The sequence below is a fragment of the Streptomyces sp. NPDC088246 genome (assembly GCF_044741025.1).
Taxonomy (GTDB): Bacteria; Actinomycetota; Actinomycetes; order Streptomycetales; family Streptomycetaceae; genus Streptomyces.
This window is the reverse complement of the sequence record NZ_JBIURV010000080.1, coordinates 1-23,237: the sequence shown is the minus strand read 5'-3', so window position 1 is coordinate 23,237 and position 23,237 is coordinate 1. Positions and strand designations below refer to the sequence as shown.

General features: G+C 68.6%; 20 protein-coding genes and 2 pseudogenes. 11 read left to right on the top strand and 11 right to left on the bottom strand.

Annotation, left to right across the window (positions count from 1 at the left end; all coding sequences use genetic code 11):
* Nucleotides 1-297: 297 nt before the first annotated feature.
* From ACIPEK_RS43280 to ACIPEK_RS43265, 4 genes are all read right to left on the bottom strand, one after another.
* Nucleotides 298-576 (bottom strand): hypothetical protein, encoded by a 279-nt coding sequence (locus ACIPEK_RS43280; RefSeq protein ID WP_402007983.1) that lies wholly within the window; start codon nt 574-576, stop codon nt 298-300.
* 159 nt (nt 577-735) lie between these two features.
* The gene (locus ACIPEK_RS43275) at nt 736-6,078 is read right to left on the bottom strand and encodes a sacsin N-terminal ATP-binding-like domain-containing protein (RefSeq protein WP_402007981.1); all 5,343 of its coding nucleotides are present in this window, start codon (nt 6,076-6,078) and stop codon (nt 736-738) included.
* Between the two features lie 175 nt (nt 6,079-6,253).
* Entirely contained in the window at nt 6,254-6,460 is a 207-nt protein-coding gene (locus ACIPEK_RS43270; RefSeq protein ID WP_402007979.1) for a hypothetical protein, read from the bottom strand.
* Between the two features lie 93 nt (nt 6,461-6,553).
* Entirely contained in the window at nt 6,554-7,372 is an 819-nt protein-coding gene (locus ACIPEK_RS43265) for a hypothetical protein (RefSeq protein WP_402007977.1), read from the bottom strand.
* Between the two features lie 304 nt (nt 7,373-7,676).
* On the opposite strand from ACIPEK_RS43265, the gene ACIPEK_RS43260 reads away from it, so the two are divergent.
* The gene (locus ACIPEK_RS43260) at nt 7,677-7,808 is read left to right on the top strand and encodes a hypothetical protein (RefSeq protein ID WP_402007975.1); all 132 of its coding nucleotides are present in this window, start codon (nt 7,677-7,679) and stop codon (nt 7,806-7,808) included.
* Between the two features lie 127 nt (nt 7,809-7,935).
* Nucleotides 7,936-8,106 carry a hypothetical protein gene (locus ACIPEK_RS43255; RefSeq protein ID WP_402007973.1) on the top strand — a complete coding sequence of 57 codons (171 nt, stop codon included), beginning with the start codon at nt 7,936-7,938 and terminating at the stop codon, nt 8,104-8,106.
* Between the two features lie 48 nt (nt 8,107-8,154).
* Here ACIPEK_RS43255 and ACIPEK_RS43250 read toward each other — a convergent pair whose 3' ends face one another.
* Nucleotides 8,155-8,379 (bottom strand): hypothetical protein, encoded by a 225-nt coding sequence (locus ACIPEK_RS43250; RefSeq protein ID WP_382947279.1) that lies wholly within the window; start codon nt 8,377-8,379, stop codon nt 8,155-8,157.
* A gap of 658 nt (nt 8,380-9,037) precedes the next feature.
* Nucleotides 9,038-9,211 (bottom strand): hypothetical protein, encoded by a 174-nt coding sequence (locus ACIPEK_RS43245; protein ID WP_402007985.1) that lies wholly within the window; start codon nt 9,209-9,211, stop codon nt 9,038-9,040.
* Here ACIPEK_RS43245 and ACIPEK_RS43240 point away from each other — a divergent pair.
* The 5 genes from ACIPEK_RS43240 to ACIPEK_RS43220 all read left to right on the top strand — a co-directional run bounded on the left by ACIPEK_RS43240 (nt 9,210) and on the right by ACIPEK_RS43220 (nt 11,577).
* Nucleotides 9,210-9,464, top strand: coding sequence for a hypothetical protein (locus ACIPEK_RS43240; RefSeq protein ID WP_402007971.1), 255 nt, complete (start codon nt 9,210-9,212; stop codon nt 9,462-9,464). The genes ACIPEK_RS43245 and ACIPEK_RS43240 overlap by 2 nt on opposite strands.
* Entirely contained in the window at nt 9,433-9,960 is a 528-nt protein-coding gene (locus ACIPEK_RS43235) for a DUF6879 family protein (protein ID WP_402007969.1), read from the top strand. The genes ACIPEK_RS43240 and ACIPEK_RS43235 overlap by 32 nt, the downstream gene beginning before the upstream one ends.
* A gap of 28 nt (nt 9,961-9,988) precedes the next feature.
* A complete protein-coding gene (locus tag ACIPEK_RS43230) occupies nt 9,989-10,840 on the top strand; it encodes a helix-turn-helix domain-containing protein (RefSeq protein WP_402007967.1) in 852 nt (283 codons plus the stop codon).
* Nucleotides 10,841-10,936: 96 nt separating this feature from the next.
* Nucleotides 10,937-11,125 carry a hypothetical protein gene (locus ACIPEK_RS43225; RefSeq protein ID WP_402007965.1) on the top strand — a complete coding sequence of 63 codons (189 nt, stop codon included), beginning with the start codon at nt 10,937-10,939 and terminating at the stop codon, nt 11,123-11,125.
* The gene (locus tag ACIPEK_RS43220) at nt 11,122-11,577 is read left to right on the top strand and encodes a restriction endonuclease (protein ID WP_402007963.1); all 456 of its coding nucleotides are present in this window, start codon (nt 11,122-11,124) and stop codon (nt 11,575-11,577) included. The genes ACIPEK_RS43225 and ACIPEK_RS43220 overlap by 4 nt, the downstream gene beginning before the upstream one ends.
* A gap of 208 nt (nt 11,578-11,785) precedes the next feature.
* On the opposite strand, the gene ACIPEK_RS43215 is transcribed toward ACIPEK_RS43220, so the two are convergent.
* The gene (locus tag ACIPEK_RS43215) at nt 11,786-13,993 is read right to left on the bottom strand and encodes an NACHT domain-containing protein (protein ID WP_402007961.1); all 2,208 of its coding nucleotides are present in this window, start codon (nt 13,991-13,993) and stop codon (nt 11,786-11,788) included.
* 162 nt (nt 13,994-14,155) lie between these two features.
* Here ACIPEK_RS43215 and ACIPEK_RS43210 point away from each other — a divergent pair, with 162 nt between their 5' ends.
* Nucleotides 14,156-14,389: a hypothetical protein gene (locus tag ACIPEK_RS43210; RefSeq protein WP_402007959.1), complete on the top strand. Its 234-nt coding sequence runs from the start codon at nt 14,156-14,158 to the stop codon at nt 14,387-14,389.
* A 499-nt stretch (nt 14,390-14,888) separates the two neighbouring features.
* Entirely contained in the window at nt 14,889-15,317 is a 429-nt protein-coding gene (locus tag ACIPEK_RS43205; RefSeq protein ID WP_402007957.1) for a hypothetical protein, read from the top strand.
* A gap of 192 nt (nt 15,318-15,509) precedes the next feature.
* Here the strand turns inward: ACIPEK_RS43205 and ACIPEK_RS43200 are convergent, their stop codons facing one another.
* Nucleotides 15,510-15,770 (bottom strand): Pycsar system effector family protein, encoded by a 261-nt coding sequence (locus tag ACIPEK_RS43200; RefSeq protein ID WP_402007955.1) that lies wholly within the window; start codon nt 15,768-15,770, stop codon nt 15,510-15,512.
* Nucleotides 15,771-16,183: 413 nt separating this feature from the next.
* Nucleotides 16,184-19,918 carry a S8 family serine peptidase gene (locus ACIPEK_RS43195; RefSeq protein ID WP_402007953.1) on the bottom strand — a complete coding sequence of 1,245 codons (3,735 nt, stop codon included), beginning with the start codon at nt 19,916-19,918 and terminating at the stop codon, nt 16,184-16,186.
* 125 nt (nt 19,919-20,043) lie between these two features.
* On the opposite strand from ACIPEK_RS43195, the gene ACIPEK_RS43190 reads away from it, so the two are divergent.
* Entirely contained in the window at nt 20,044-20,277 is a 234-nt protein-coding gene (locus ACIPEK_RS43190) for a hypothetical protein (protein WP_402007951.1), read from the top strand.
* Between the two features lie 19 nt (nt 20,278-20,296).
* On the opposite strand, the pseudogene ACIPEK_RS43185 reads toward ACIPEK_RS43190, so the two are convergent.
* Both ACIPEK_RS43185 and ACIPEK_RS43180 read right to left on the bottom strand, forming a co-directional pair.
* Nucleotides 20,297-21,199, bottom strand: a pseudogene (locus tag ACIPEK_RS43185) (IS3 family transposase); the annotation flags it as partial.
* A gap of 259 nt (nt 21,200-21,458) precedes the next feature.
* Complete coding sequence (locus tag ACIPEK_RS43180; protein ID WP_402007949.1) at nt 21,459-21,908, bottom strand: DUF6262 family protein; 450 nt, start codon at nt 21,906-21,908, stop codon at nt 21,459-21,461.
* A 74-nt stretch (nt 21,909-21,982) separates the two neighbouring features.
* Between ACIPEK_RS43180 and ACIPEK_RS43175 the strand changes: the two are divergent.
* A pseudogene (locus tag ACIPEK_RS43175) lies at nt 21,983-22,980 on the top strand (IS5 family transposase).
* Nucleotides 22,981-23,237: the final 257 nt, after the last annotated feature.

Sequence of the window (23,237 nt, the reverse complement as noted above, 5' to 3'; positions counted from 1 at the left end):
CTGAACGCCTTCGACATCACCTTCGACGGCCGACTCTCCGCAGCCCGACAGTAACCCTCAACAACCCGAGTTACACCGTTCTTTTGACAGACCCGTGTCACCGTGTGTGGTCGCCGAGGGTGCCATCGTTTGCTGGCACAAGGCCCCGGTCGTCCGCTGCCTGTGCCCCGTTCCGTACTATCCGCTGGTGATATCCCGTCTTCTCTCTACGCCGCGCCGCCGAGTCGCAGCCGTGCTCACAGTAACGGCCACCGTCGTCGCGTGCGGTCCCAAGCAGTCGCGCTTCCACAACTGGACTCAGTGAGGTCGATCCTGACGTCGCCGTGAGTGGTCGCCGGGGGCGTATTGTGCCCAGGTTCCTCCGGCTTCGGGGAGCAGGCGGGTGGCTGTCTTGTCGTGGTAGCCGAGTGCCTTCGCGATGACGGGGGCCGGTGCCTGGAGGACGAGTTGGCGGATCGCAGAGGTCCTGCCGCGCTGCGGTGGGACGCCGATCTCCCGCAGGTGGACCTGGAGGCTGACCGGAGTCTCGGGGGCAGCCTCCTTGAACTGGTGGGCCAGGGCGAGCGCCTTCTCCATCTCGGGCCGCACCTTGACGCGGGTGCTGATCTGCTCCTTGAAGACCTTGTGGCACTCTGCCCGGTGGAGGGCAAAGCCGGCGCCTGCGATCGGCCGGGCCGTCGGCGGGCTGCTCGACTTTCCTGACCGGCGCCGATTGCGGAAGTCCCTTTGATGGGTTCAGCCAAGGTTGAATCGGAGCCTCATCTGGGTGCTGACCAGTTCGTAGCCGGCGAGGTCGGGGGCGCTGAATGGGTTGGGCAGGACGGTGATGTTGCGGCGGGCGCGGTTGAGGACGTTAGAGACGTACACGATGAAATACGTCTCGGCTGGCGCCAGATGGGAAGCGCGTCGCACCTCGGATCCGCCCAGGATGATCTCTCCGCTGTCGCCCGTGGACGACTTGACCTCATAGAGGTAGGTCGCGTTGCCGTCGTGGATGAGGAAGTCGTAGCCGAGCCGGTCGTCCCCGGGCTGCGCACCGGCGAGTCCGTGCACGCGCAGGCTCGACTTCCACGAGTTCTGTGGTTCGACGCCGAACTGCTTGTGCAGCCACACGGCCACCGCCGCCTCCCCCGCGAGGCCCACCGGCAGGGTGCGGTCCTGGTCGTTGCCGGCAGCCTGGTAGGAGCCGCCCTGCGATCCGGTGGCGGGCTGTGGCGGGGTGCGCGGCCGGGGAATGCGGGGCGCGAGTGCCGTGACGGCCGTAGCCGGGGTGGCGCGTTGTTCCGGTGTCAGGTCTGCGGCCACCTGGCGGGCCAGTGCCGCCAGGTCGTCGGGGCCTGCCGGGACGAGCCTGCCGTTCAGGACCACTGTGGGGCGCGGAAGGAGTGTTCCGGGTCGGCTGGTGCTCGCGGCCGCGCCGCTGTTCCCGGCAGGCGCCGGCGCGGTTGAGGACAGTCCGACTTGGGCCGGCCGGTCGGACAGCGGCATGCCCGCCGGCCAGTGGCCGTGGTCGCTGAGCCAGGTGATCAATGCCTTCTTGGACAGGACCTCGAAGTCCAGCAGTCCTTTGGTGTCCAGCGCTCGCAGTACTTCCTGCGGGGGCGGCGGCGCCAGGGTGCGGCTCGTCGGGTGCAGGCGCTGCCAGTCTTCGATCACCTGCCGTAGACGCGGCAGGTGCTGGTGGACTGCGGTGGTGGACGCCTCGCGGACCTCGGCGAGCGGCGCCAGCGTGCGGGATGTCGACGGTTGTGTGGGGAGCGATCGGGTCAGCCAGGCGTCCGCGTGATCCTGGAGGAGTTGGTCGGTGAGGTCCCAGAGTGTCGTGTGCCAGGCCGGGTCCGGTGCGAGTGAGGGTAGGCCGCGAAGCCTCACGTAGGCGGCCAGGGACCGGCCGGAACGGTGGACGTCGGCGTGGGCGTCCCTGATCCGCTCGGTGAGTGCGGGACGGTTCCGCTGGAGCCAGGACGCGAACTGCCCGTCGTGGCGGGCGGTGTTGTCGATCTGCGGCAGGCCCAGTGTCTGCCAGGCGCGGTTGGCCTCGCCCAGGGGGACGGACAGGGCCCTGAGCTGCCGCTCGGAATCGTCGTCGTCCAAGAGCCGCATGAGGCGTCCCGCGTCCGGTGCTCCAGCCCGGGAGGTGAGCCATACCAGGAGGGCGGCACGGTCGGGGAAGTCCTCGATGCGTTGCTGGAGTTCTTCCGCGAGGTCGAGGTCGAGGCAGGCGAGGAGCGGCACGAGCCGCGGGCTGCCGGAGCGCTGTGAGGCCCGCTCGGCGAGGACGGCGCGCAGCTGGTGCTGCCGCAGTTCCAGGACGTCCGCGAGCTCCTCCTCGGAAACGTTGTCCGTCTTCAGGCCCCGCTCCTCCAGCCGGGTCAGTGCCTTCCACAAGGCGGCTTCGAGGTGGGGTGCACGGATGAGAGCGGCCAGGGCGGGAGCGGCGGTGCGGAGGACCCGCCAGCCGGTGCGCGGCCCGCTGTGCACCACGACGACACAGGGCCGCTCGGGGTGCGGGTGGAGCAGGGCGCGGTCCGCGCCGTTCTCGGTGAGACGGTGTCCGGCGATCCAGACGACGGCCTCGTCGGCCACGGTCACCTCGCAGCCGCGCAGCAGGCCGGTCGCCTCGGCCACGGTCACGGGCTCGGTACGGAAGGCGCGCTCCTCGTCGAACTCCAGCAGAGCGGCGACCAGGGTGAGCAGCCAGGGGCCCGCGTACTTGGCCAGCGGCAGGCGAACCGCCTCACGGACGGGTAGCCCGTCGGCCTGGATGTCGTGTGCGGCGTCGCCGCACCGCTGGACGTCGAACGCCTTCCGCTGGTCGAGGAAGGCGTGGACCCGGGCACCAAGCGCCCTGTCGCGGATCGGAATCACGGGCACCGGGACGCGGTCCAGGAGAGCCCGGTTCTGGGCCCCGTCAGGATCCGGGACGAAGACGGTCTCGTCCGTCTGCGCCGAGTCCAGCGGTTCGAGGTCACCGGCCCGGTGGACCAGCAGCCGGGGCGGTGGCGTGGTGGGTGCAGCGTCGGCGGTGCGTGTGCCGCCTTCGGCGGGCAGCAGCTGGGCCCACGCCTTCTCGTACTCCCGCCTGATTTCGTGCGCATGCCCGCCTTCACGCAGATGCGGGCCGGTCCGCACCAGGTCGGGCAGGTGGCCGAGCCGATCGAGGGCGGTGCCGGCATCGTCCCAGGAGCGGATGCCGAGCAGGCCGAGGCGTGTCACGAGGTGGGTGGACCGCCTGCTGCGCAAAGTTGCGGGCACCACACTGAGGAAGGAGGGCGGGGACTGTGTGCCCTGCCACCACCAGGCCCGGCTCGCGGTCGCGAAGACCGTTCCCTCCGCGGGGGCGCCCGGGACTGTGGTTTGCGGGATCCACGGCGCGTGGGTGAGGAAGGCGGCCAGCGGGGTGGGCCACGGGGTCCCGGCGGAGTCGGTGTGGCGTACGAAGTTCATCTCCAGCGCGGAGTCGGGCCAGGCAAAGGCGAGGCCGTGCACGACGAGTTCCGCAAACAGCCTGCGGTCCTCCTCGCTGAAGGCGGCGTACTTCTCCTGTCCGGGCAGCACGGCCGCGTTATGGGAGCGTGAGTGGTACTCAACGCTGATAAAGCCAACCCGCCGCCGGTTCGGCCAGTGCTCGGCGGCCGTCCGCCACTGCGGCAGCAGATCCTGCTTGCCCGGGGTCCAGAAACGGGCGGGCCGGTTGAGGTCCTCACCTCGCACTTTGGTGTGGAAGACCTCGTTGCGGGGGCGGAGACCGTGAGCGACGTAGTGCCGTTCGAGGAAGCGCCGCATGACCTCGACGGAGATTGTGCCCCCGCACAGCTCCTCGGGGCGCGGAAGGAGCCGTCGCTCGGTCTGGGTGAGTGTGGGCGACAGGTCCCGGACGTGCTCCAGAAATCGGGCCAGGGTGTCATCGACCGCGGAGTGCTCTCCTGGCCACCCCGGCCCGAACATGGCACGGGACGCCTTCTGCCAGCCGCCCCGCGTCGGTACCCGGAGACCCTGCAACCGCGGAGGCTTGCGCCCCTCCTTCTCCAGGGTGTGGGACAGCGCACAGGCGTAGCGGAGGCAGGCCAGGCGCACGCCGTCGTCGTCTTTGCCCGTTCCGTCCGCGCGCAGGGCCGCGGCCACGACCTCGAGCACCTGGTCGGCGCCGTAGTCGTGGACGAGGCCGGCGGTCTTGAGCCAGGTGCGGCCCTGTGCTCTGCGTTTACCGCCTTTGCCGGTCCAGGCGATGGCCGCGTGAACGAAGTGCAGACGGCCCGACAGTCCGGCGGGCAGGGCCGGAAGGGAGCCGCCCCGTGGGAACTCCCGGTCGAAGAAGACGCCTTCCGCGGCGGCTGGTGCCAGCGCCGGCCCGGAGGTGAGAATGATCCGCTTGCCGGCCACGTCCGAGCCGTTGGCGAACTCTCGTGAGAGGTCGTAGTAGAAGTCCGCCCACCATCCGGGGTCGAAGGGAGCGCGGACGGTGGCCTCGGCGAGCCGCTCGGCCCAGGAGGCGAGGTGCTCCGAAGACGGTTGGAGGCGCGTGCCCACACTCCTTGCCAAAGACACCAGCCCCCGCAGCCGTACGGGGTGTAGCTGCGGGTCGAGGAGATCCGCAGCCCCCGTCGCGGCGACTGCGTGCGGGGTGAAGGCCGTGGCGTGCTCCTTTCCCTCCCACAGCACTGCCTGGTGCAGGGAGGTACGCGTCCCGGACGCCGTGGCGATCGCCGGGAGGAACGGCACCTGGGCGAGGCCGTGACCGAGCCGCTGAAAGGCGGAGGTGAGCCGGAGCAGTGCCGTGGGCGGCTGCCAGCACATCAGGTCGACCAGCGCCCCGGAGGGAATGGGTGCGCGTCCGTCCGTCGTGGCGAGCACCGCGCGGGCACATGTCTCGGCCACGGTGTCGAGCAGCAGGGCGTTCCACGGCACCGCCGCGTTGAACGAGCGCCGGTTCAGCTCGGCGAAGAATGGGGCGTGGACGAAGCCGCGCAGAGGGGCCGCGATCTGCTCGCCCATCGGAAGGAAGGTGTACAGCCGCCCCTTGGGCAGGGGGTCGGCGACCGGTACGGCGACGCGCACCTCGGCCTTCTTCTCCCAGGCCATCCAGTCGTGTCGCATCCCGCTTCTCTCGATCGACGCGGTGAGCGCCTCCCGTGCGCGGTCCGGCTCGGCCTTCCCGCAGATGACGATCAGTCGCATACGTCGGCGCACGGTGACCTGCTGCACCTTCAGGCCACGGGCCTGGTGCAGCACCTCCACCTGACGGTCGTACGTCCTGCGCTGGGTTTCCCCCGCAGCCCGCCACTCCAGCTTGACGCGTTCCAGGCGGTCGAGGAACAGCTCGAACGGGGCGCTGTCGTCCATGAGTTCCCGCACCTGTGCGGCTGCGGCCGAGCGTGCGTCGGCGGACTTCAGCGGCAGACGGACGACGGTGACGAAGCCCCGGCGTGTGAAGCTGTGGATGGTCTTCGGTGCCTCTTCCAGGAAGACCGGCACCTTCAGTGTGTGCAGGTTCTCCTTCAAGTAGTCGGCGAAATCCGCCCGCTCGGATGCCACCTCGCGGGCGAGCGCGTCGTAGTCGTCGAGCCGGGCGAAGCGGAAGGTGAGCCCGTCGGGGACCCGGGATCCCTCCGTGGTGACGCTGTAAATCTCGGGGGCGCCGCACAGGTTCAGCACGCTCTTAAACCCGACGCCCTTGTGGCCGATCCCGGCGTCGGCACGCTTGCGGGACAGGGCGATGCTGCACAGGTCCTTGAAGTTCTTGCTGTTGAACGGCTTGCCGCGATTGGCCACATAGAGGGTGCCGTACTCACCCTCGTCCTCATCCAGCCGGATCTCGATACGTCCGTCAGCGGCGCCCGCCGGGTGCGCGTCGTGTGCGTTCTGCACCAACTCGATGAGCACTCGGCCCTCGTACTCGGGCGCGATGATCGTTTCGATGACGGCCTTGGCCTCGCGGGCCGCGTCACGGCCGTCGTCCCAGTCCCGCAGACAGCCGCGCACCTCGACGAGCGCCTTCTCCTGCACGCGCCTGCGCACGGCAGCCAACCGGCGCTGCCGCACATGCTCCACCGACGGTCGCCGGCCCCCCGCTGCCATACCGCTACTCCCCGACTCCGACGTCCGTCTGCCACAGCTGCACGAGCAGACTCTCAAACCGGGCGCGCGCAAGGGTGGGAAAGCGGGGAATCCGGGCCCACGAACACGGAACAGCCCCTTCGGCGCTTCGGTGATTGTCGAGCGGTGCCGCCATCGACGCGCGTTGTCGGCTCCGCTACTCGTCGTGGGTGAGCGGGATGGTACCGATGGCCAGGCCCCGGAGGAGGCGGACGACGTTGGGGTTGCGGAGCCAGATGCCGCGGCCCGCAAGGACAAGTTCGGCCGTGCCGCGTGGACGGCGGCGAGGGCAGTGATCAGCTTGATGTCCGGGGTGGTCGCGCTGGCGACCGCGTCCCAGGCAGGCCGCTTCTGTGCGGGCCACGGACTCGCCTCCAGGACGGGTGTCGCGTATCCGCATCCGATGCAATTGGCGTCGGTAGGATCAATGGAACAGCCATTAGCGCTACCGGCTGCTCTACTGATCCTCGACGCCATATACAGGCACGGTGTTGGCGCCGGTGAGGTCTTCGACCACGGCGAGGTCGAGTTCGGCGGCACGCTCTGACATGTACATCTGTTGCTCAGGGGTCAGGCCCAGAGCGTCGTCGGAGGAGATGAGTTGGAGGGTGGCGGCGGCTAGGGCGGGCGCGGCCGCGGCCACGGCCTGACGCATGGCCGCGTCGGCGGCATCGCCTGCGGGCAGGTCGGCGGCGTAGTGCGCGGCCATGCCGTGGACCTCGACCACACGCGCGATGATCCGCTCCATGGCGGCGTTCGCGCAGGCGTCCCCATGGTCGGCGCGCAGCACCGGGTCCACCCGCTGGTGGCCGCCAGCGGTCGCGGCGGCCGATCGCAACGGTGCGTGCTCGGGACCGGATTCCTGGACGAGCTCGTGGGGGGCGGCTGCCGCGGCCTTCGGTGTGTGGCGGCGCAGCTTGTCCACGCGTTGGCGTACCCAGGCGTTGACGTGTGGGCGGGCGGCGGCGATGCCGCGGGCCGCCGCGGCCCAAGCGGCGTCCATGACGAGGCGGGCTACCTCGCGGGCAATGACGTCAGCGAGGTAGCGGCGGAACTCGTCGTCGTGGGATCGGTGGTCGTAGCCGTCGTGGTAGCCGTCGGCGTACCGGTCGGGGGCGTCAAAGAGTTCGGCCTGGCCGATGAGCGAGTTGTCCCGGTCGTCTCGTACGTTGCCGCGCATCCCGTTGGAGGAGGCGCGGGAGTAGTCGAGGTGGGTGCCGGCGGGGTACACGGCCTCCACCAGCCGCCGGTTCGGGGGCCGTTGGTTGTCAGTCATGGAAGGACTGTAGGGGGCAGTACCGACAGCGCGGGGGCGAAGCCCATCGCGTGAGCCTTCACCAACTTGGTGATCTCGCCAGTCGGGCGCAGCCAGGGCATGACGCCCGAACGCCCCAGTTTTCTCTTCTTTCGTCAGTCGCAGGCTCGTTGGGCACAGTCTGCCGGTTCGGACCGACCAGATCGAACCGACGGACTGCACCGCGCGGACCGGCTGGTCTCTGCTATTCCGTCCGTTCCGATATCCGACTCCACCATTAGGCGAGGGCTCCGAGACAATCAACCCCGTCGACCTTCGGGCAGCGTTGGCGAGTATCGAGGCGCCGCTGTCGCATACGGTGCGCGCGGACCACATCCACCTCGTGGAGCAGTGGCACGACGGCGCGACGATCAAGTGGGAGCCGATCGCGTCGATTCCCCTGAAGGGTTCCGCATGAGCTTTCCTGGCACTCGCCCGATCCATGGCGACCGTGTTGACCTGATCGCGGCAGGAACGTCGTTCACCGCAGTGGGCGCGATCGTCGTCCAAGGAGTACTGAAGGACGGCGGGGTTTCGTCGAATTGGTGCTGCCCGATGCCGACCCACAGCAGCGCCGGGACCTCGAGAAGGAGACGCAGCTCCGGTACTGGCTGTACCGGGATGGCGCACTCCTCTATACCTCGCCACCACTGCAGATGAGGGACATACGCCGGGCCGCCGGCGACGGAGCCCTCATCCTCACCGGATCACCCTGACCAACAGTGCGAAGCCCGAAGACGGGTGTGGGTTCTGACGTCTGCTGCCTACGATCCGCCCTCGGTCAGCTGGGCGGCGGTGTTCTCGATCCACAGCAGCGTCCACTCGACTCCGGCTCGCCACCCCGGCTCCACGCTGTCGTAGCGACCTTCGGCGTCGGCACGGATATTGGCGGCGAGGGCGCGCAGGTCTTTCTGCAGTCCCTGGCGTTTGGCCGTGTCCATGGCCTGGATCATTTCGTCGGTGATGTCACCGGGTCGGAGTGCGCTCATCGCCCCACCTTGGAAGACGTCCCCCGCTGATGGCCATACCTTCAGGGCGCTGACAGTTGGCAAACAGAGAGGCCACCTGTACCTGGTCGGAGCGTTCTGACGCTTCGTAGTTGGCAAGAGTGACGCAGGTTAGGCCGTGTCCGGCCGATCATGCGCCTGTGATGGAACGTGCATGATGTCGCCCAGGTCGTGGCATCTGCGGCGCCACCACGGCCAGGCACGTGGAGTATGAGGGTCGGGCAGGGTGCGTGCCAGGAAGTCGACGTCGGCATCTTTGACGATCGACGCGATTTCCCGGGCTGCGCGTCTGTCGAGAGCGCCGATGGCTCGCTCTATCAGGAGTCGGTCGTCCCAGATTTCATAGCCGGGCAGGTGCGGTTTGGGCAGGTAGAGAGGCCATCCCGGACGGCGTACGAACGCTTGCCAGCAGTGGACGGAGTCTTCGAGCTGCCGGATGGGTAGGCCACGTTCGGCTTCGAAACGGGCCGCCTGACGAAGTGTGTGGGGTGAGAGCTGTGAAGGCCGGCGCTGGTAGTCCCGAAGATGGGACCGGCAGAGGGCGTTCAGACGTAGAGCAGCCGCCGTCTTGCGGGGCATGACTCTTCTTTCGCAAGTAGTGATTTCGGTGAGGAACTCTACTCTGCGAGCTTGCGGCAGGTCAGGTCCTGAGCCAGATGAGCAGTGCCGCTGTGGTCACAGTGCCGAGGAAGACGTAGCCCCGCTTGTCGTAGCGGGTGGCAACGGCCCGGGACTGCTCCCTTGACGCCGACTCCGGCCTGCGGGACGGTCGGTGCGCAACTACACGCAACTGGCTTTCTCCGGAGGCGATCATGGCGTTACTTTTCTTCGGTACGGACCCGAACTCGGGCGGAGGGAACTGTCCTGCGGTGTGGGTGGACACCGAGGCCGCTGAGGGGCCGGAACTGGTTCTGCAGGGCAAGTTCGCCGATGCGGACACTCGGGCTGTCTGCAGTCAGGACAGCCCGCCCGCAGATGACGAGGGAATCATCCGCATCTCGGTCCGGATGGTGGAGCAGATCAGGAAGGCGTGTAATGCCGCAGAAGCCGCCGGCCCTCAGCTTTGAGGACCTGCTCGACTCCGCCCGGCAGCACGCCCTGCACCTGGAACTGCGGGACGTCTACGCCGTGGAGGAGGAGCGGGAGGTCTACGACGCGTTCCTGCGGGACGGGAGCGTGCCCGCGGACGACTCGGAGTACTGGAGTGGGTGGCTGCCGCTGGTGGAGCGGACCGTTGCCCGCGGGGTGAAGGTCCTGCGGGCCCGGGTCGTGTCCGAGCCCGTCACCGACTACATCCGCTTCGAGCACGCCATCACCGACGCCAACCTCCGCGCCGGCGAACAGGTCCGCTGGCTGTCCCGCCGCCGCGCCTCCACGCTCACGCTGCCCGGCAACGACTTCTGGCTCATCGACGACCAGGTCGTGCGCTTCAACGTCTTCTCCGGTGACGGTGAGGCCCTGGAGCCCGACCACACCGAGGACCCGCAGGCCATCAAGCTGTGTTCCGAGGCGTTCCGCTCGGTGTGGGACCTGGCCACCCCGCACGCCGACTACCGCATCTGACCCACGCACACCCAAGGGCCGCCACCTCATGACGACCACCTCTCCCTCGTCCAGCGCCCAGTCGGCCCGCGAGGCGCTCGCCGTGCGGTTGCAGCACCTGCGCAAGGACGCCGGCCTCACCGGGAAGGAACTCTCCGCCCGGTGCGGCTGGCATCCCGCCAAGACCACCCGGATCCAAAAGGGCGACGCCCTGCCCTCGGACTCCGACATCCGCACCTGGTGCGCGGCGTGCGACGCCGACGACCAGGCCGACGACCTCATCGCCACCGCCCGCGCCGTCGACTCGATGTACATGGAGTGGCGCCGCCTGCACCGCAACGGCATGCGCCAGGTCCAACAGGACTGGTACACCCTTCACCAGCAGACCCGGATCTGCCGCGTCTACCTCTCCAACGTGCCGCCCGGCTTCCTCCAGACACCGGCGTTCGCGACCGCGCTCATGAACCAGATCACCCGCTTCCAGGGCACCCCCGACGACGTAGCCGAAGCGGTCGCCGCCCGGATCGCCCGCTCCCGGTTCCTCTATGAAGGCGGCCACCGGTACGTCGTCCTCATGGAAGAATCCGTCCTGCGCTTCCGCACCGCCGACCCCGACGCCATGCGCGGCCAGCTGCGCCACCTCCTGACCGTGATGCCGCTCGCGTCCCTCTCGCTGGGGATCATCCCGTTCACCGCGCAGCGCACCGTATGGCCGCTGGAGTCGTTCTACGTCCACGACGACACCACGGCCGTGGTGGAAACGCTGACGGCAGAGATCAAGGTGACGCAGCCGCGCGAGATCGCCGACTACGCGAAGGCGTTCACCGGCCTCGCGGAGATGGCCGTCTACGGCGACGCCGCCCGCGCCCTCATCCAGGCCGCGATCGACGCCCTGGAGTGAACCCTCCGCAATTACCCGCAATTTCGTTGAGGACCGAGCAGGGCCCTCCGTAGCGTCGAACGACACTGACGCACCCAGCAACGGAGGCGGTGCCCCATGAGCGCACCCACACCCACCGGCCCCCAACCGGAAGGCCCCGGCCTCCAGCCGCCCGACTACGGCCAGCCTTCCCCGGCACTGATCGCCCGCGCCGACCGCGGCTACGCCCGCTTCCTCGCCGACCAGGTCCCGGACGTCGCCACCGGCGGCCACGACCAGGAGGACGACGCGGCGGGCGCCCGATGAGCGACACCCACGTCGTGCTCTACGACCCCCTCGGACTGATCGAGGCCGAACTTCCGCTGGACCGCGTCCCGTACGAGGCACTCGTCACCGCCGTGCTCGCATGGACGGACCCGGACCTCGAACCCCGCGACTACCAGCAGATCGCCCTCCAGCTCACCGGGCACGCCCGCGCCGTGGCCTCCGACGTCCGGCGCCACGCCGCGGCCCTGCCGAAGAACGACGGCCGGGGCGCCCTCGCCGAAGTCGTCCTCCGCGAAGCCGACGGCCACCTGTCCGCACCGTTGGAGCGCACCGCGCGCTGCGCCCAGAACCGCGCCCGTCTCGTACGGGCCCTCTACACGCGGCTGGACCGCCTCATCGAACCCCTCCCCGCCACGTATCCCATAGGGGGAGCAGCCCCGGATCCCCGTGCCATACACTCCCGTGCTCCAACTGCTCCACGTGGGCCCTGAGAAGCAGCGCTTTCACGGCCCGTTCCTGGCTAGCGCCCAACGAGCCGCGGCGGTCTTGCGCCGTGACCTCCTGCTGCTGCCTGACGGCCGCAGGGGATGCCCCGTTCTGGAGCACGTCATCGTCGGTGCTGGCACGTGCCGTAGGTTCCAGGCCGCTTCGACCGCTTGGGGTCAAAGGTCTGCGTTGGTGTAAATGCCCGGCCGGAGCTCAGGGGCGGGGGCGGTCGGTGAGCCATTGCTGAAGTTCGCGGTGGCGGAACTGGTAGCCGGGCCCGCTGTAGCGCAGGAGTCCGGCGGTGACGGCCCAGTCGAGGAAGACAGCGAGGCGGAAGGGCAGCTTGCCGCGTGAGCACAGTAAGAACACCCCGTACCGTCGTGCCGCGCTGGCGAACCCGCTAGCGAGTCCGACCACAAGTCCAACCATCCACCCGGCCGCGAGTCCGAACACAAGTCCGTCGTTGAGTCTGCTCATGAGCCCGACTAGGAGTCCAACTAGGAATCCAGCTAGCAGTCCGGTCAAGGGCCCGATCAAGAGTCCGTAGACCATGTCGTCGCGGACAATGTCCCGAGGGTTGGACACGGTGGTTGGTTCCCCTGTGAGCCCACGCATGATTCCACCCGCGAGCCCGCCGGCAAGCCCAATCCCGAGCCAGAGCGAGGGCCCTTCGACGAGCCCGAGCCCGATATCGAGCCCGAGATTGAGCCCGAGGACGACCACAAACGTAACCGTGGACCAGATCTTGAACCAGGCCTTGAATCCGTCTGCGAACCCACCTCCCAGCCCGCCCATGAATCCGCCGACGAGGCTGGTCCCGATGCCCAGGCCAAGCCCGAGCCAGAGCCCGAGCCAGAGCCCGAACACGAACACGGTGTCCGGGCTCTGGCTCGGGAGTTCGGACATGAGGCTGTTCACGAGGCCGTTCATGAGGCCGCTCCTGAGGCCGGTTGTGAAGCCGGTTGTGAAGCCGATCGTGAATCCGATCGTGAAGCCGGTCGCGAAGCCGACGGCGAACCAGCTCTTGGATCCGGCCCATAACCCGGCTTTGAAGCCGTCCTGGAGTGTTCCCCGGTTAATGCGGAGACGGTTGGGTCTGGGCGTTGGACGGAAGGCGACTACAGAGACGGCAGCGAACACGTGCAAGAAGGTGCCGGTGCCGATGCCGCCCCCGAGGTAGTTGCTACGGAGGAATGGAAGAAGGGTGAAGAAGAAAGCGGCGGTGAGGGCGAGGGCGAGGGTGACGGTGGTGAGGGTGAGGTCGGTGATGCGGGCGCGGGTGGTGCCGGCGAGGGTCCAGAGCTGGTGGAGGGTGATGTCGGTGGCTGGGGTGTTTGTGGTGGTGCCGGCGAGGTGGCCGGTGAGGTGGTGGAGCCAGCGGTGGACGTCGTCGGGCCGGTAGCGGTGGGGGTTGGGGGTGTTGGCGATGGTGGCGGGGATGTAGCGGGCCAGGAGGTGCTGGTCGAGGTCGTGCCCGTCGGTGTGGTGGAGGAGTTCTGAGGGGTTGCCGTCGCGGTGGTAGACGGTGGCGCTCAGACACAGCCGCCAGGGCGTTGACAGGATGGTGGCGAGTGCGCCGGCGGGCTGGGTGTCGAGGTGGTCGATCAGCGGCTGCCAACGGGGTATGTCCAGGGCCCGGTCACGCAGGTAGGCAACGGTGTGGCGGGTGTCGATGGGGGCGATGGCGACGCGGGCGGCGTCGATCAGCCGGGATAAAGGGGCGAGAGCGTCGTAGTGGCCGGTGCGGCAGGTCAGTACGAGAGGGCCTGCCTCCCGGCCGTCCTGGTAGGCGTTGAGAGCCTCCAGAACCTTGCGAGCGCGGGGCGCGTCGGGGTTGGGGGTGCCGTCCGCGAGCAGGGGGTCCATCTCGTCCAGCCCGTCCAGGACCGGCAGCACCATCCCGTGAGCGACCAGTCCGGCAGCCATGCCGGCAGGCCATTTATAGGCGTCGGTCAGACGTTGCACCAGCAGGGTGGTCAGGGGCTGGTCGGTGTTCCACTGGGCCAGTGGGATCCGGACCGGGACGGGATCGCCCTCGGCACGTTGGTCGATGAGGGCGAGCATGAGTTCCAGGGCCAGGACAGTCTTCCCCGCCCCGGCAGCCCCGGTGACGACCAGACGCCGGGGCTGGGTGGAGCGGTAGTACTCCAGAACATCGGGCAAGGTAGCGGGACCGTCAGCGAACGTACGCCCGGCCGGCGGAGCCGCCGCACCCCGCGCGGCCGCGGACTGCAGAACATAGGTGAGATTGATGCGACGTGTGTCGGCACCGAGCAACTGCGACCGCACCGGGCTCTCGCTCTCCCTGACCTGCCGGGCGAGCCGTCCGGCACGACTACGCGCGACCTCAACACCGTTGCCCTCGACCGGCTTACGCAACGCCACGACAGCGACCACCAGACTGGTCACAGCGATCGGCACACCAATAAGAGTCGCAACATCAGCGGGCTTAAGCTCACGCCCACTGGCGATGCTCCAAACGGCGAAAGCCACGCCCGCTACGACCAACACCGCACAAGCAACGCGCACGACCTGCCACTTACGCCGATCACGGCGCTCCCTCAATTCGAGCATCACCCGATCATGCCGCCTCGCCGGACACATCGTGACCCGTTCGGCCCGCTTCGTGAACGCCACCCACCCCCTGGACCGCAGCTACTCAACCTTGCCGGCACCACCGCGCTACGGCCCCGCGACGGACGCCTGCCCGCAGCACTGGAGCGCACCGCCCGCTGCGTCCAGAACCGCGCCCGTCTCGTACAGGCCCTCTACGCGCGGCTGGACCGTCTCACCGAACCCCTCCCGGCCGCCACGTAGTTCGGCCTGAGGACCGGGCCCAAGATCTCAGGGCCTACACGCACACCAGTGCGATGCCACCGACTCCAGGCCCACGACATCGCACCTGAGTGCGTGTAGGCCCTGGGAGTAAGGCCGTTGGCCCTGGACAGCGAGAGACCAGGGCAGCCCTTCACGCCCGAGGGCCTGTCCGCCGACTTCGCGCCGCCGCCGACTCCAGACCGGGAGCGTCAAGCCGCTGCTCTCACCAGTCCTCGGATGTGCTGCCCACCCACGCGACCGTGCCGGGGCTGCTGAGGATTCCGCATTGACGGATCCTTCGGCGTCCTCGGCACGCAGTTCGAGAACCTCCCCGACAGCGTGAAGTGCCGGGACTGCCCCCACCCCAACTCGCTGCGCTACCCCGGCCTGGAGTGGGCAGCCGGACGGCTGGTGACCTTCGGGGCTGTAGCGAGGTTAGCCGGGGGTGAATGATCTCGTACCTGCCCGCCGGGCATCCTGATGATGCTCCGTACGAGCCGTGGGAGGACGAGGAGGAGGCCTGGCCGCGGCCGCAGCTGCCGGCCGCCGGGCGGCGTCGTGGATCCGCTCCCTGCCCGGTGCGCCGATCCCCGGCCCGGTCGGTGCCTGGCTTGCCGGGGAGCTGCCGGAGGCGATCGAGACGGCGACGGCCTCCCTGAACCCACAGGACTGCGACCGCATGGGCCCCGATGGTGAGATGGTCGACGGCACGGGCGGCGTCGACGAGGAGACCCGCAGCAAGCTGGCGGCCGTGCCGTGCGCGGTCCAGTATGCGCTGTGGCTCACCTCGGACCAGCAGATCCGGCTCGTGGCGGTGGCCTCCCTGATCACAGGGGCGGCACGGCTGCTCGCGGAAGACCCGGGCACGGCGATCACGACCGGTGAACTGTCCCGGATGTGGGCCCTCCTGGACCAAGCCATCGCCTGAAGCACGGCGACCGGCCAGCCCGGTGAAGTCGAAGCGCTTCAGGAAGCGACGCCAGCCTTGGGCCGCGCGGTGAGGATCTCGGTCACCGCCTGAACTGCTCCCGGAGGGGCATCCTGTCCGGCCCGCCAGCTATCGGCCACCGTGGTGACTGGCTCGACTCACGGCCAGCGCATCATGTCCGTTGCCGGGGGCTCAGGTTGTGAGACCAGCGACGAACACCAACGCGCCGCCGACTGCCGCCAGCAGGAAGGAAAGTTGTACAAAGCGATGCTTGCGCCATGCAATCTTGCTTATGTTGATGAGTTGATTGCTCAATACCGGCAGCATGTCTTGGTCCCGCAGTTTTTGGGCAAGGGAAGCGGCATCCCAGAACTGTATGTGGCCGAAGTAGATGAAGTTCTCGGGAGACTCGATCTGATGATCTGCGATTTTTTGGCGGTGGTGGTTCGGCATGGTGATGTCAGTGCGGTAGCTGCGGTGTCTGTGCTGTTCAGATGGTCGCGGTGAGTAGTTCGGGTGGTGACATAGCTGCCGATTTGGTGCTGACGTTTTTGGTGATGGTGCGGGTCGGTTTGTTGCCGGTCGGTACAGCATGGGCGTGTTGTTGCTGGTCAGGGCTGTGCTGGCAGGGCTGGGTGCTGAGAGTTGGGGATGAGGCGGCCGTGTCGCTTTCTACGGTGCGGGCTTCAGGTTGTAGCGGATTCCTGTTGCGTGAGGCGGAGTTGTTCGCCGTCCTGGACTGTGATGAGGGGGAATAGCGGGCTGTCCGGGGCGCGGTCCTTGAGCTGTCCGTGAATGCCGGCGGGGCACCGCGCATGCGGCAGGTGGGAGCCGGGCCGCCGACTGCGCGGCTCCCACCCGTTCGGTTACTTCCGCACGCCGACCGCGCGGATGATCTCCTGCTTGACCGAGCCGCCCTTGTCGTCGGCGGCCGAGGCCCGCGCGGAGATGTACCGCGCGTCGTTCGGAACCCGCACGGAGCCGGCCCAGGCGGCGGACTTGCCGCGTACCCCGTCGAGTTCGACGGACGTCCACGTCGCGCCGTCGTCGAAGGAGACCTCCAGCGTGGAGCCGGTGATCTTCCCGGTGTTCGTCGCGCCCTTTATGTACTCGGAGAAGATCCCGAGAGCCAGCCGCTTTCCGGCCCGCACGTCACCCTGTAGGTCGGTGTCGACGTCGAACCCGAGGTTGAGCACCGGCAGATATGTCCACCGGTCGGCCGGCGTGGCGGACGACTTGACGGTCCATTCGGAGTGGCCCTTCGTGGAGAGCCGCCAGACGTCCGGGTCCATCGTGGTGTCGGTGACGACCTTGAAGTCCTGCTCGGTCGGCTTGACGCGCCAGGCGTGCACCCCCGAGCTTTGCTTCCGGTCGACCTGTACCCCGTCCACGTACACCTCGGTGAACTGGGTCAGCGACTTCTGGTTGAACACTTCGCCGAAGCCGGTGTGGTCCGGTCCCGAGTCGCCCCAGCCCGGCGTGTTGAACTCCAGGTCGTTGCCCGCGCGACGCTGGCCCCAGCCGAGACCGGTACCCAGCCACGGGTGCAGGACCGGCTTGAACCAGTCGCTCCCGGAGCGCGTGCCGCCGCGGTAGTGCACGACGCCGCTGCGCTCCTCCAGGGCAAAGGGGCCGCTGGACATGGACTCGTGCCAGCCCTGGTCGGGGCCGGCGCTGACGTAGTCGGTGCGCTCCGCGGGGAACTTGATCTTCTCCTGGAAGCCGATGCCGTAGGGGAAGCTGTCGGTGATCGAGTAGCGGAACTCGCCGCCGTCGGCGGGCTTCGGCGCGTGGAACTTGTTGTTGACCACCGCCAGTTCCTTCTTGCCCGGCCGGTAGGTCAGATCAGCGGGGATCGCCCCCGAGTACCCCTTGCTGAGGTCGTAGACATACGGCGTGAACTCGGTGCCGGTCAGTTCCATGCCCCGGCCGAGCCGAGCGGCCTCGATCAGGCGCGCCCCGTCCTGTGCGTTCACCGTCGCGCTGTACAGGGGACGAGTCTCCCCGTCGGCCCCGCTGAAGTTGGCCATCAGCCGTCCGGGAGCCTCGTCGGTGACGAACAGAGCCTTGGCGCCGGCGTCACGGGCATTCTGGGCCAGCGCTTCGGACGTGATCGCGTCGGTGCGGCGCACGACGACCGCTTTGCCCGCCACGTCCTTGCCGGTGTAGTCGGCGGTGGATCCGGCGCCCGCGTCCACCAGGGCCATCCGCTTCTGCCCGGTGAACATGTCCGATCCGTACTGCACGGTCGTCTCGCCGAGCCGCTTGCCGCCTGCTTCGACATCGAGCTGAGGCTTGCCGAGCCGCCAGATGGTCCGGTACTCGAACGTGCCCGTGGCGGGCTTGCGGGTCGGCGCGGCGAAGATGCTGTCGTACATCGGCGGGACCTGCACGGACTGAGTGAAGGAATCGCCGTTTGCGGCCCGGTTCACCCTCATCATCAGCTGACGGGTCTCGGTCCGCCGGTCCACGTCGGCCCGGATTTCCCGCAACTTCGTCCCGTCGAGGGTGACTTCGCGGTCACGGTCCATGGTGACCTCGGGCTCGGTGAGCAGACCGAGGCCGAGCGAGTCCTTGCCCCTGCTGCCACGCACGTCGAGGAAGCTGGACAAGGTGTACATGCCGGGCTGCATACGCAGCTTGAGCGTGCCGGATTCGCCGACCGAGACGGGGAAGGGGTCTGTGTCCTTGGTCAGCTGCTTCACGGTCAGGTTCGCGGCGGACGCCGCGCCGTCCCGGTCCTTGACGTGGACGGTGAGGGTGTAGCGCTCTTCTTCCTTGGTCAGGCCGAAGGCCGTGTGCGCGACGACCGTGTCGCCGTTCCTGGCGGTGATCCGGCCGGAGGTGGCGCCGACGGGTGCGGCGGTGCCGTCACCGGTGACCGCGGTCTGTGCGGTGCCGTGTGCCGGCACGGTGAGGGTGGAGTCGGCGAGGGTGACCACGTTGCTCGGAGCGCCCTCGACGGCCAGCGCCAGGGTGACCGGCTGGTCGGAGGCGTTGCTGTAGGTCAGCGTCTTCGTGACCGGCTTGTTCCCCTCGTACGGCCAGCTGGTGAAGCCGAGGTCAGCGCTGCCGGTCGCGGTGATCTGCGCGGCGATCGCGGACGGGACGTCCACCCGGCCCGCACCCACCTCGTACGACGTGCCGCTGATCTGCTTGGACGTGCTCATCAGCCTGTCCTTGAGCTGCTGTCCGCTCCAGTCGGGGTGCTTCTCGGCGAGCAGCGCCGCCACGCCCGCGACGTGCGGGGTGGCCATGGACGTGCCGCTCATCGATGTGTACGGGCCGCTGCCGTTCACGAGTTGCGAGCGCGCCGCGAGGATGTCCACGCCCGGCGCGGACAGGTCGGGCTTCAGCGCGTTGTCGCCGAGGCGCGGACCCTGGCTGGAGAAGGGGGCACGCCGGTCGGCGGAGTCGACCGCGCCGATCGTCAGCGCGGAGTCGGCCGCGCCGGGGGAGCCGATGCTGCCGGGTGAGCCTGCGTTGCCGGCCGCGATCACGAACAGGGCGCCCGTCTCCTTGGAGAGGGTGTTCACCGCCTGGGCCATCGGGTCGGTGCCGTCACTGCCCTGCCGCGATCCGAGGCTCATGGAGATGACCTTGGCGTGGACGTCCTTGGCCGCCCATTCCATCCCGGCGATGATCTGCGAATCGAATCCGGAACCCTGGTTGTTGAGAACCTTGCCGACGGCGAGCGTGGCGCCGGGCGCGACGCCCTTCTCCTTGCCGTCGGACGCCGCGCCACTGCCACCGACAGTGGACGAGACATGCGTGCCGTGGCCGTGCCGGTCGGCGACCTCCTCGCCGTCGATGAAACTCTTGGTCTCGCTCACCCGGTCCTTGAGATCGGGATGGGTCAGGTCCACGCCCGTGTCGAGGACGGCGACCTTGACACCCTTGCCGGTCAGCCCGGCCTCCCAGGCCGCGGGGGTGCCGATCTGGGCGTTGCTGGCCTCCATCGCGGCGTCGACGCGCGCGTCCAGCCAGATCTTCGCGACGCCTCCCGACAGACGCGCCCTGCCTGAAGTCGCGCCGCGTGCCCCGGAGGTGACGTCCGACGCGACCGTGCGCCAGAACTCCCCGGACTTCGACGCCTCCACGGCCGCACCGCCTATGCTCGGCAGCCCACGGACCTGACGGGCTCCGTGGGGCGTCGCGCTCCGTGCGTTCTTCGTGTACGTCACGATGAGCGGGAGTCCGTCGGAGGACGGGTCACCGAGCCCCTGCTCGATCAGAGCGGTGACGTCGAAGAGTTCGGCGTCGAGGACGCCTGACTGGAGGTAGGGCCGGGCCTCGTCGGGTATGACGGTGATCCGGCCGTCGGACATCTCGCTGCGAACCGCTCCGGTCGCGCCCTTGGGACGCTCCACGGCGACCGACTTCCGGCCCGCGCCGAGGTCGGTCACGGTCACCTTGTCACCAGTGATCAGGGTGACGGTTCGCGCGGTGCTGGGTGCGTGCACGGGTGATGTGGCACGTTCGGTGCCCGCCCCCGCCGTCCCCGATGCCCCGGCTGCAAGGGCCTGACCGGCCGGCAGCAGTACGAGCGACAGCCCCGCTGCCAGCAGCCGGGACCTCCGTCTCGCGGATGATCTGGTCATGGATGACTCTCCTCCACGCACCCGGCGAATGGGTGGTTCCGGGTGCTGCGAAGAGTTTTCGCGGCGGCAACTCGCGTGTCGACCGTTCTGCCCTGACGGATATCCGCCTTGACGGAGACCCGTCAATGACGGCCACGGAGCACGGAATCGCCCTATGCCCAGCCGTGGCGGCGGGCGTACCAGCCGAGCTGGACGCGGGTGGTCGCCCCGGCCTGGGCCATCAACCCCTGGACGCGCCGCCGCACGGTGCGCGCCGGCATTTCCACCTGCGCGGCCACCGCGTGGTCGGTGAGACCGGCGACCAGAACACGCAGTATGCGGGTGTCCAGGACATCGATCCCGTGGTGCGGGGGCCTTGACCCCGGATCTTGAACACGTCTATGCGGCTCGGGTCAGGGTAGTTGATGTTGAGTGGAAGGTGTTCTCGTAAGCGATCGGGGATCGCTGGCCGAGCCGGGAATGCCGGCGTCGGGTGTTGTAGCGGGACAGCCAACGGAAGGCGTCGAGTCGGGCCTCACGCTCGCTCGACCAGCCCTTTCGCCCCTTCAACGTCTCCCTTTCGAAGGTCGCGTTGAACGATTCCGCGGCGGCGTTGTCCGCGCTGCTGCCCACTGCGCTCATGCTCTGGCGGACGCCGGCGAGGCGGCAGGCGTCGGCGAAGGCCCGGCTCGTGTACTGGGCCCCGTGATCGGTGTGCATCACGGCTCCGGCGAGGCTGCCGCGCGTCCGCTCGGCCGCCGCCAGGGCGTCGGTGACGAGCTCTGTGCGCATGTGGTCGGCGATCGCCCACCCGGCCAGACGTCGTGGACAGAGATCGATGACGGTCGCGAGGTAGCAGAACCTCCCGCTGCCGACGCTCAGGTAGGTGATGTCGCCGACGTACTTCGTGTTCGGGGCCTCGGCGGTGAAGTCCCGGCCGATCAGGTCCGGCGCCTTCGCCGCGGCCGGGTCGGGGACGGTGGTGCGGTGCCGACGCCGCAGGCGCACACCCTCAAGGCCGATGGCCCGCATGATCCGGGCGACACGCTTGTGATTGACCGTCTGACCGCCCTCGTCGCGGAGCTCGGCGGTGACTCTCGGGGCTCCGTAGGTGCCGTCGGAGTCGCGGTGGACCTTGCGTATCCGGGCCGCGAGCCGGTCATCGGCGGCCTGCCGGGCCGCGCGGTCCGGGGCGGTGCGGCGCCAGTAATAGAAACTCGAGCGGGCGATGCCCAAGATGTCGCAGAGCCGCTTGACGCCGAACCGGCGCTGGTGATCCTCAACGCACTGGCAGCGGTTCAGGAACCGTCAATCAACTACTGCCTGATTTGATCTTGTTGTCGTAGTCGGTGATCACCTTTTACAGAGCTTCGAGTGTGCGTGGTGGATGCGTCTGTGGGGTGAGTGTGGGGGTGAGGCCGGTTCCCGCGAAGGCCAGCAGTGGCCTGCTGCCGGGGACCCGTTCTCGGTGAGCCGGAAGACCGGCCTCCGAGATCGAGCGGGCCTTGAGCACTGCGGCTCCGGCGCCCCGCTGAGGCCAGACGCCCTATGAGATCGGGCATCAGGCGGTCTCGGGACCTGCAGTCGGCCGGGCGCCGAGACGGCGTCGCAGTTCAAGGTTCTCGCTCTGTGCTGTTTCGAGGGCTTGCCGCAGGGCGTGGACTTCGTCGCGGTGCCGCTGCTTGAGGTCGGCCAACTGGGTGGTGAGGGTGCGGACGACGCTGCTGGGCGAGTCGTCGGGTGGTTGCGCGGCCGGGCGGGGTGGGTTGTTCTGCTGCTGGGTGCGGAGTTGCTCGACGCGTTGGCGGATCTCTGTGCAGCGGTAGAGGAAGTCGAGTGAGACGTTGGCGGTCTGGGCCAGGCTCCGGAAGGTGATGGGTTGCCTGTTGCGGATCATCTCGCGCAGGCCCTGTTCGGCTCGGGCCTGGGCGGCGGCGCTCTTGCGGGCGGCGGCCTGGTGGACGTCGGTGTGGGTGTCGATCCCGCCGATCACCTCGATGGGCTGTGACATGGTGGCCGGGTTGTTCCTTCCGCGCGCGGGTTGATTCGCCGCGCTGGGTCTGCCGGGGCTGGTAGATGTTCAACATGACACGTGGTGATCTCTCCGATCAGGAGTGGGAGTTGATCGAGCCGTTCCTGCCGATGGGTGAGCGGGGGCCGATCCCTGACCTGCGGAAACAGTTCGACGGGACGATGTGGCGGTTTCGGACCGGGAGCCCGTGGCGTGATGTTCCCGAGCGGTACGGGTCCTGGTCGACGGTCTATGACCGGTTCCGCCTCTGGGCGGTCACGGGTGTCCTCGAGGCCCTGATGGAGGCGTTGATCGCCGAGGCAGCCGCTCGCGGGCAGGTGGACCTGGGCCTGGTCAGTGTGGACTCCACGGTTGCTCGCGCTCACCATCACGCGGCGGGGATGGCCCTGGACGTCGAGCTGCTGGACGAGCTGGAGAAGGCCGCCGCAGCCGAAAAAGGGGTGCGCGCAAAGGACAAAACGATCTCGTAGCAGCGCCGGTCGACGAGGCCGAGGAAGCGGTGCGCGAGGAGCGGCGCCGGATACACCGACGCCGCAAAGTCCGTCTGAGCGCAGCCTCTTTGGGGCGCTCGCGCGGCGGGCTGACCACCAAGTCCCACTTGGCGGCGGACCGCCGCTGCCGCCCGCTGTCCTTCGTCCTGACCGCCGGGCAGGCCGCCGACGGTCCGCGCTTCACCGCCGTTGTGGAGCGGATCAAGGTACGCGGACCGGTCGGCCGGCCCCGCACCCGCCCGGACGCGATCGCCGCCGACAAGGCGTACTCTTCCCGCGCGATCCGCGCCTACCTGCGCAAACGCCAGATCCAGGGCGTGATCCCGGAGAAGGCCGACCAGGCCGCCAACCGCAAGAAGAAGGGCTCACGCGGCGGCCGCCCGGTCAGTCACGACAGTGATCTCTACAAGGAGCGCAACACCGTCGAACGCTGCATCGGCAGGATCAAGGAGTGGCGGGGCCTGGCAACTCGCTACGACAAGACCCCCGAGAGCTACCTCGCCGGACTGCATCTACGAGGCGCCATCCTCTGGGCGCGCAGCCTCCGCCCCGCCACATGATCTCAACTCCGAACAGACCCTAGTAGCCTCGCCTACTCCTCTTCGTCGACCCCCTTTCTCAAGTTGCGGAAGGGGTCCGGAACGCCAGGGCGTTCGCTCCGACCACGGGATCGTCGGCACTGGCGGCTGCCCGCTGCGCGGTGGCGTAGTGGCGTTCGGCGGGGGTCTGTCAAAAGAACGGTGTAACTCGGGTTGTTGAGGGTTACTGTCGGGCTGCGGAGAGTCGGCCGTCGAAGGTGATGTCGAAGGCGTTCAGT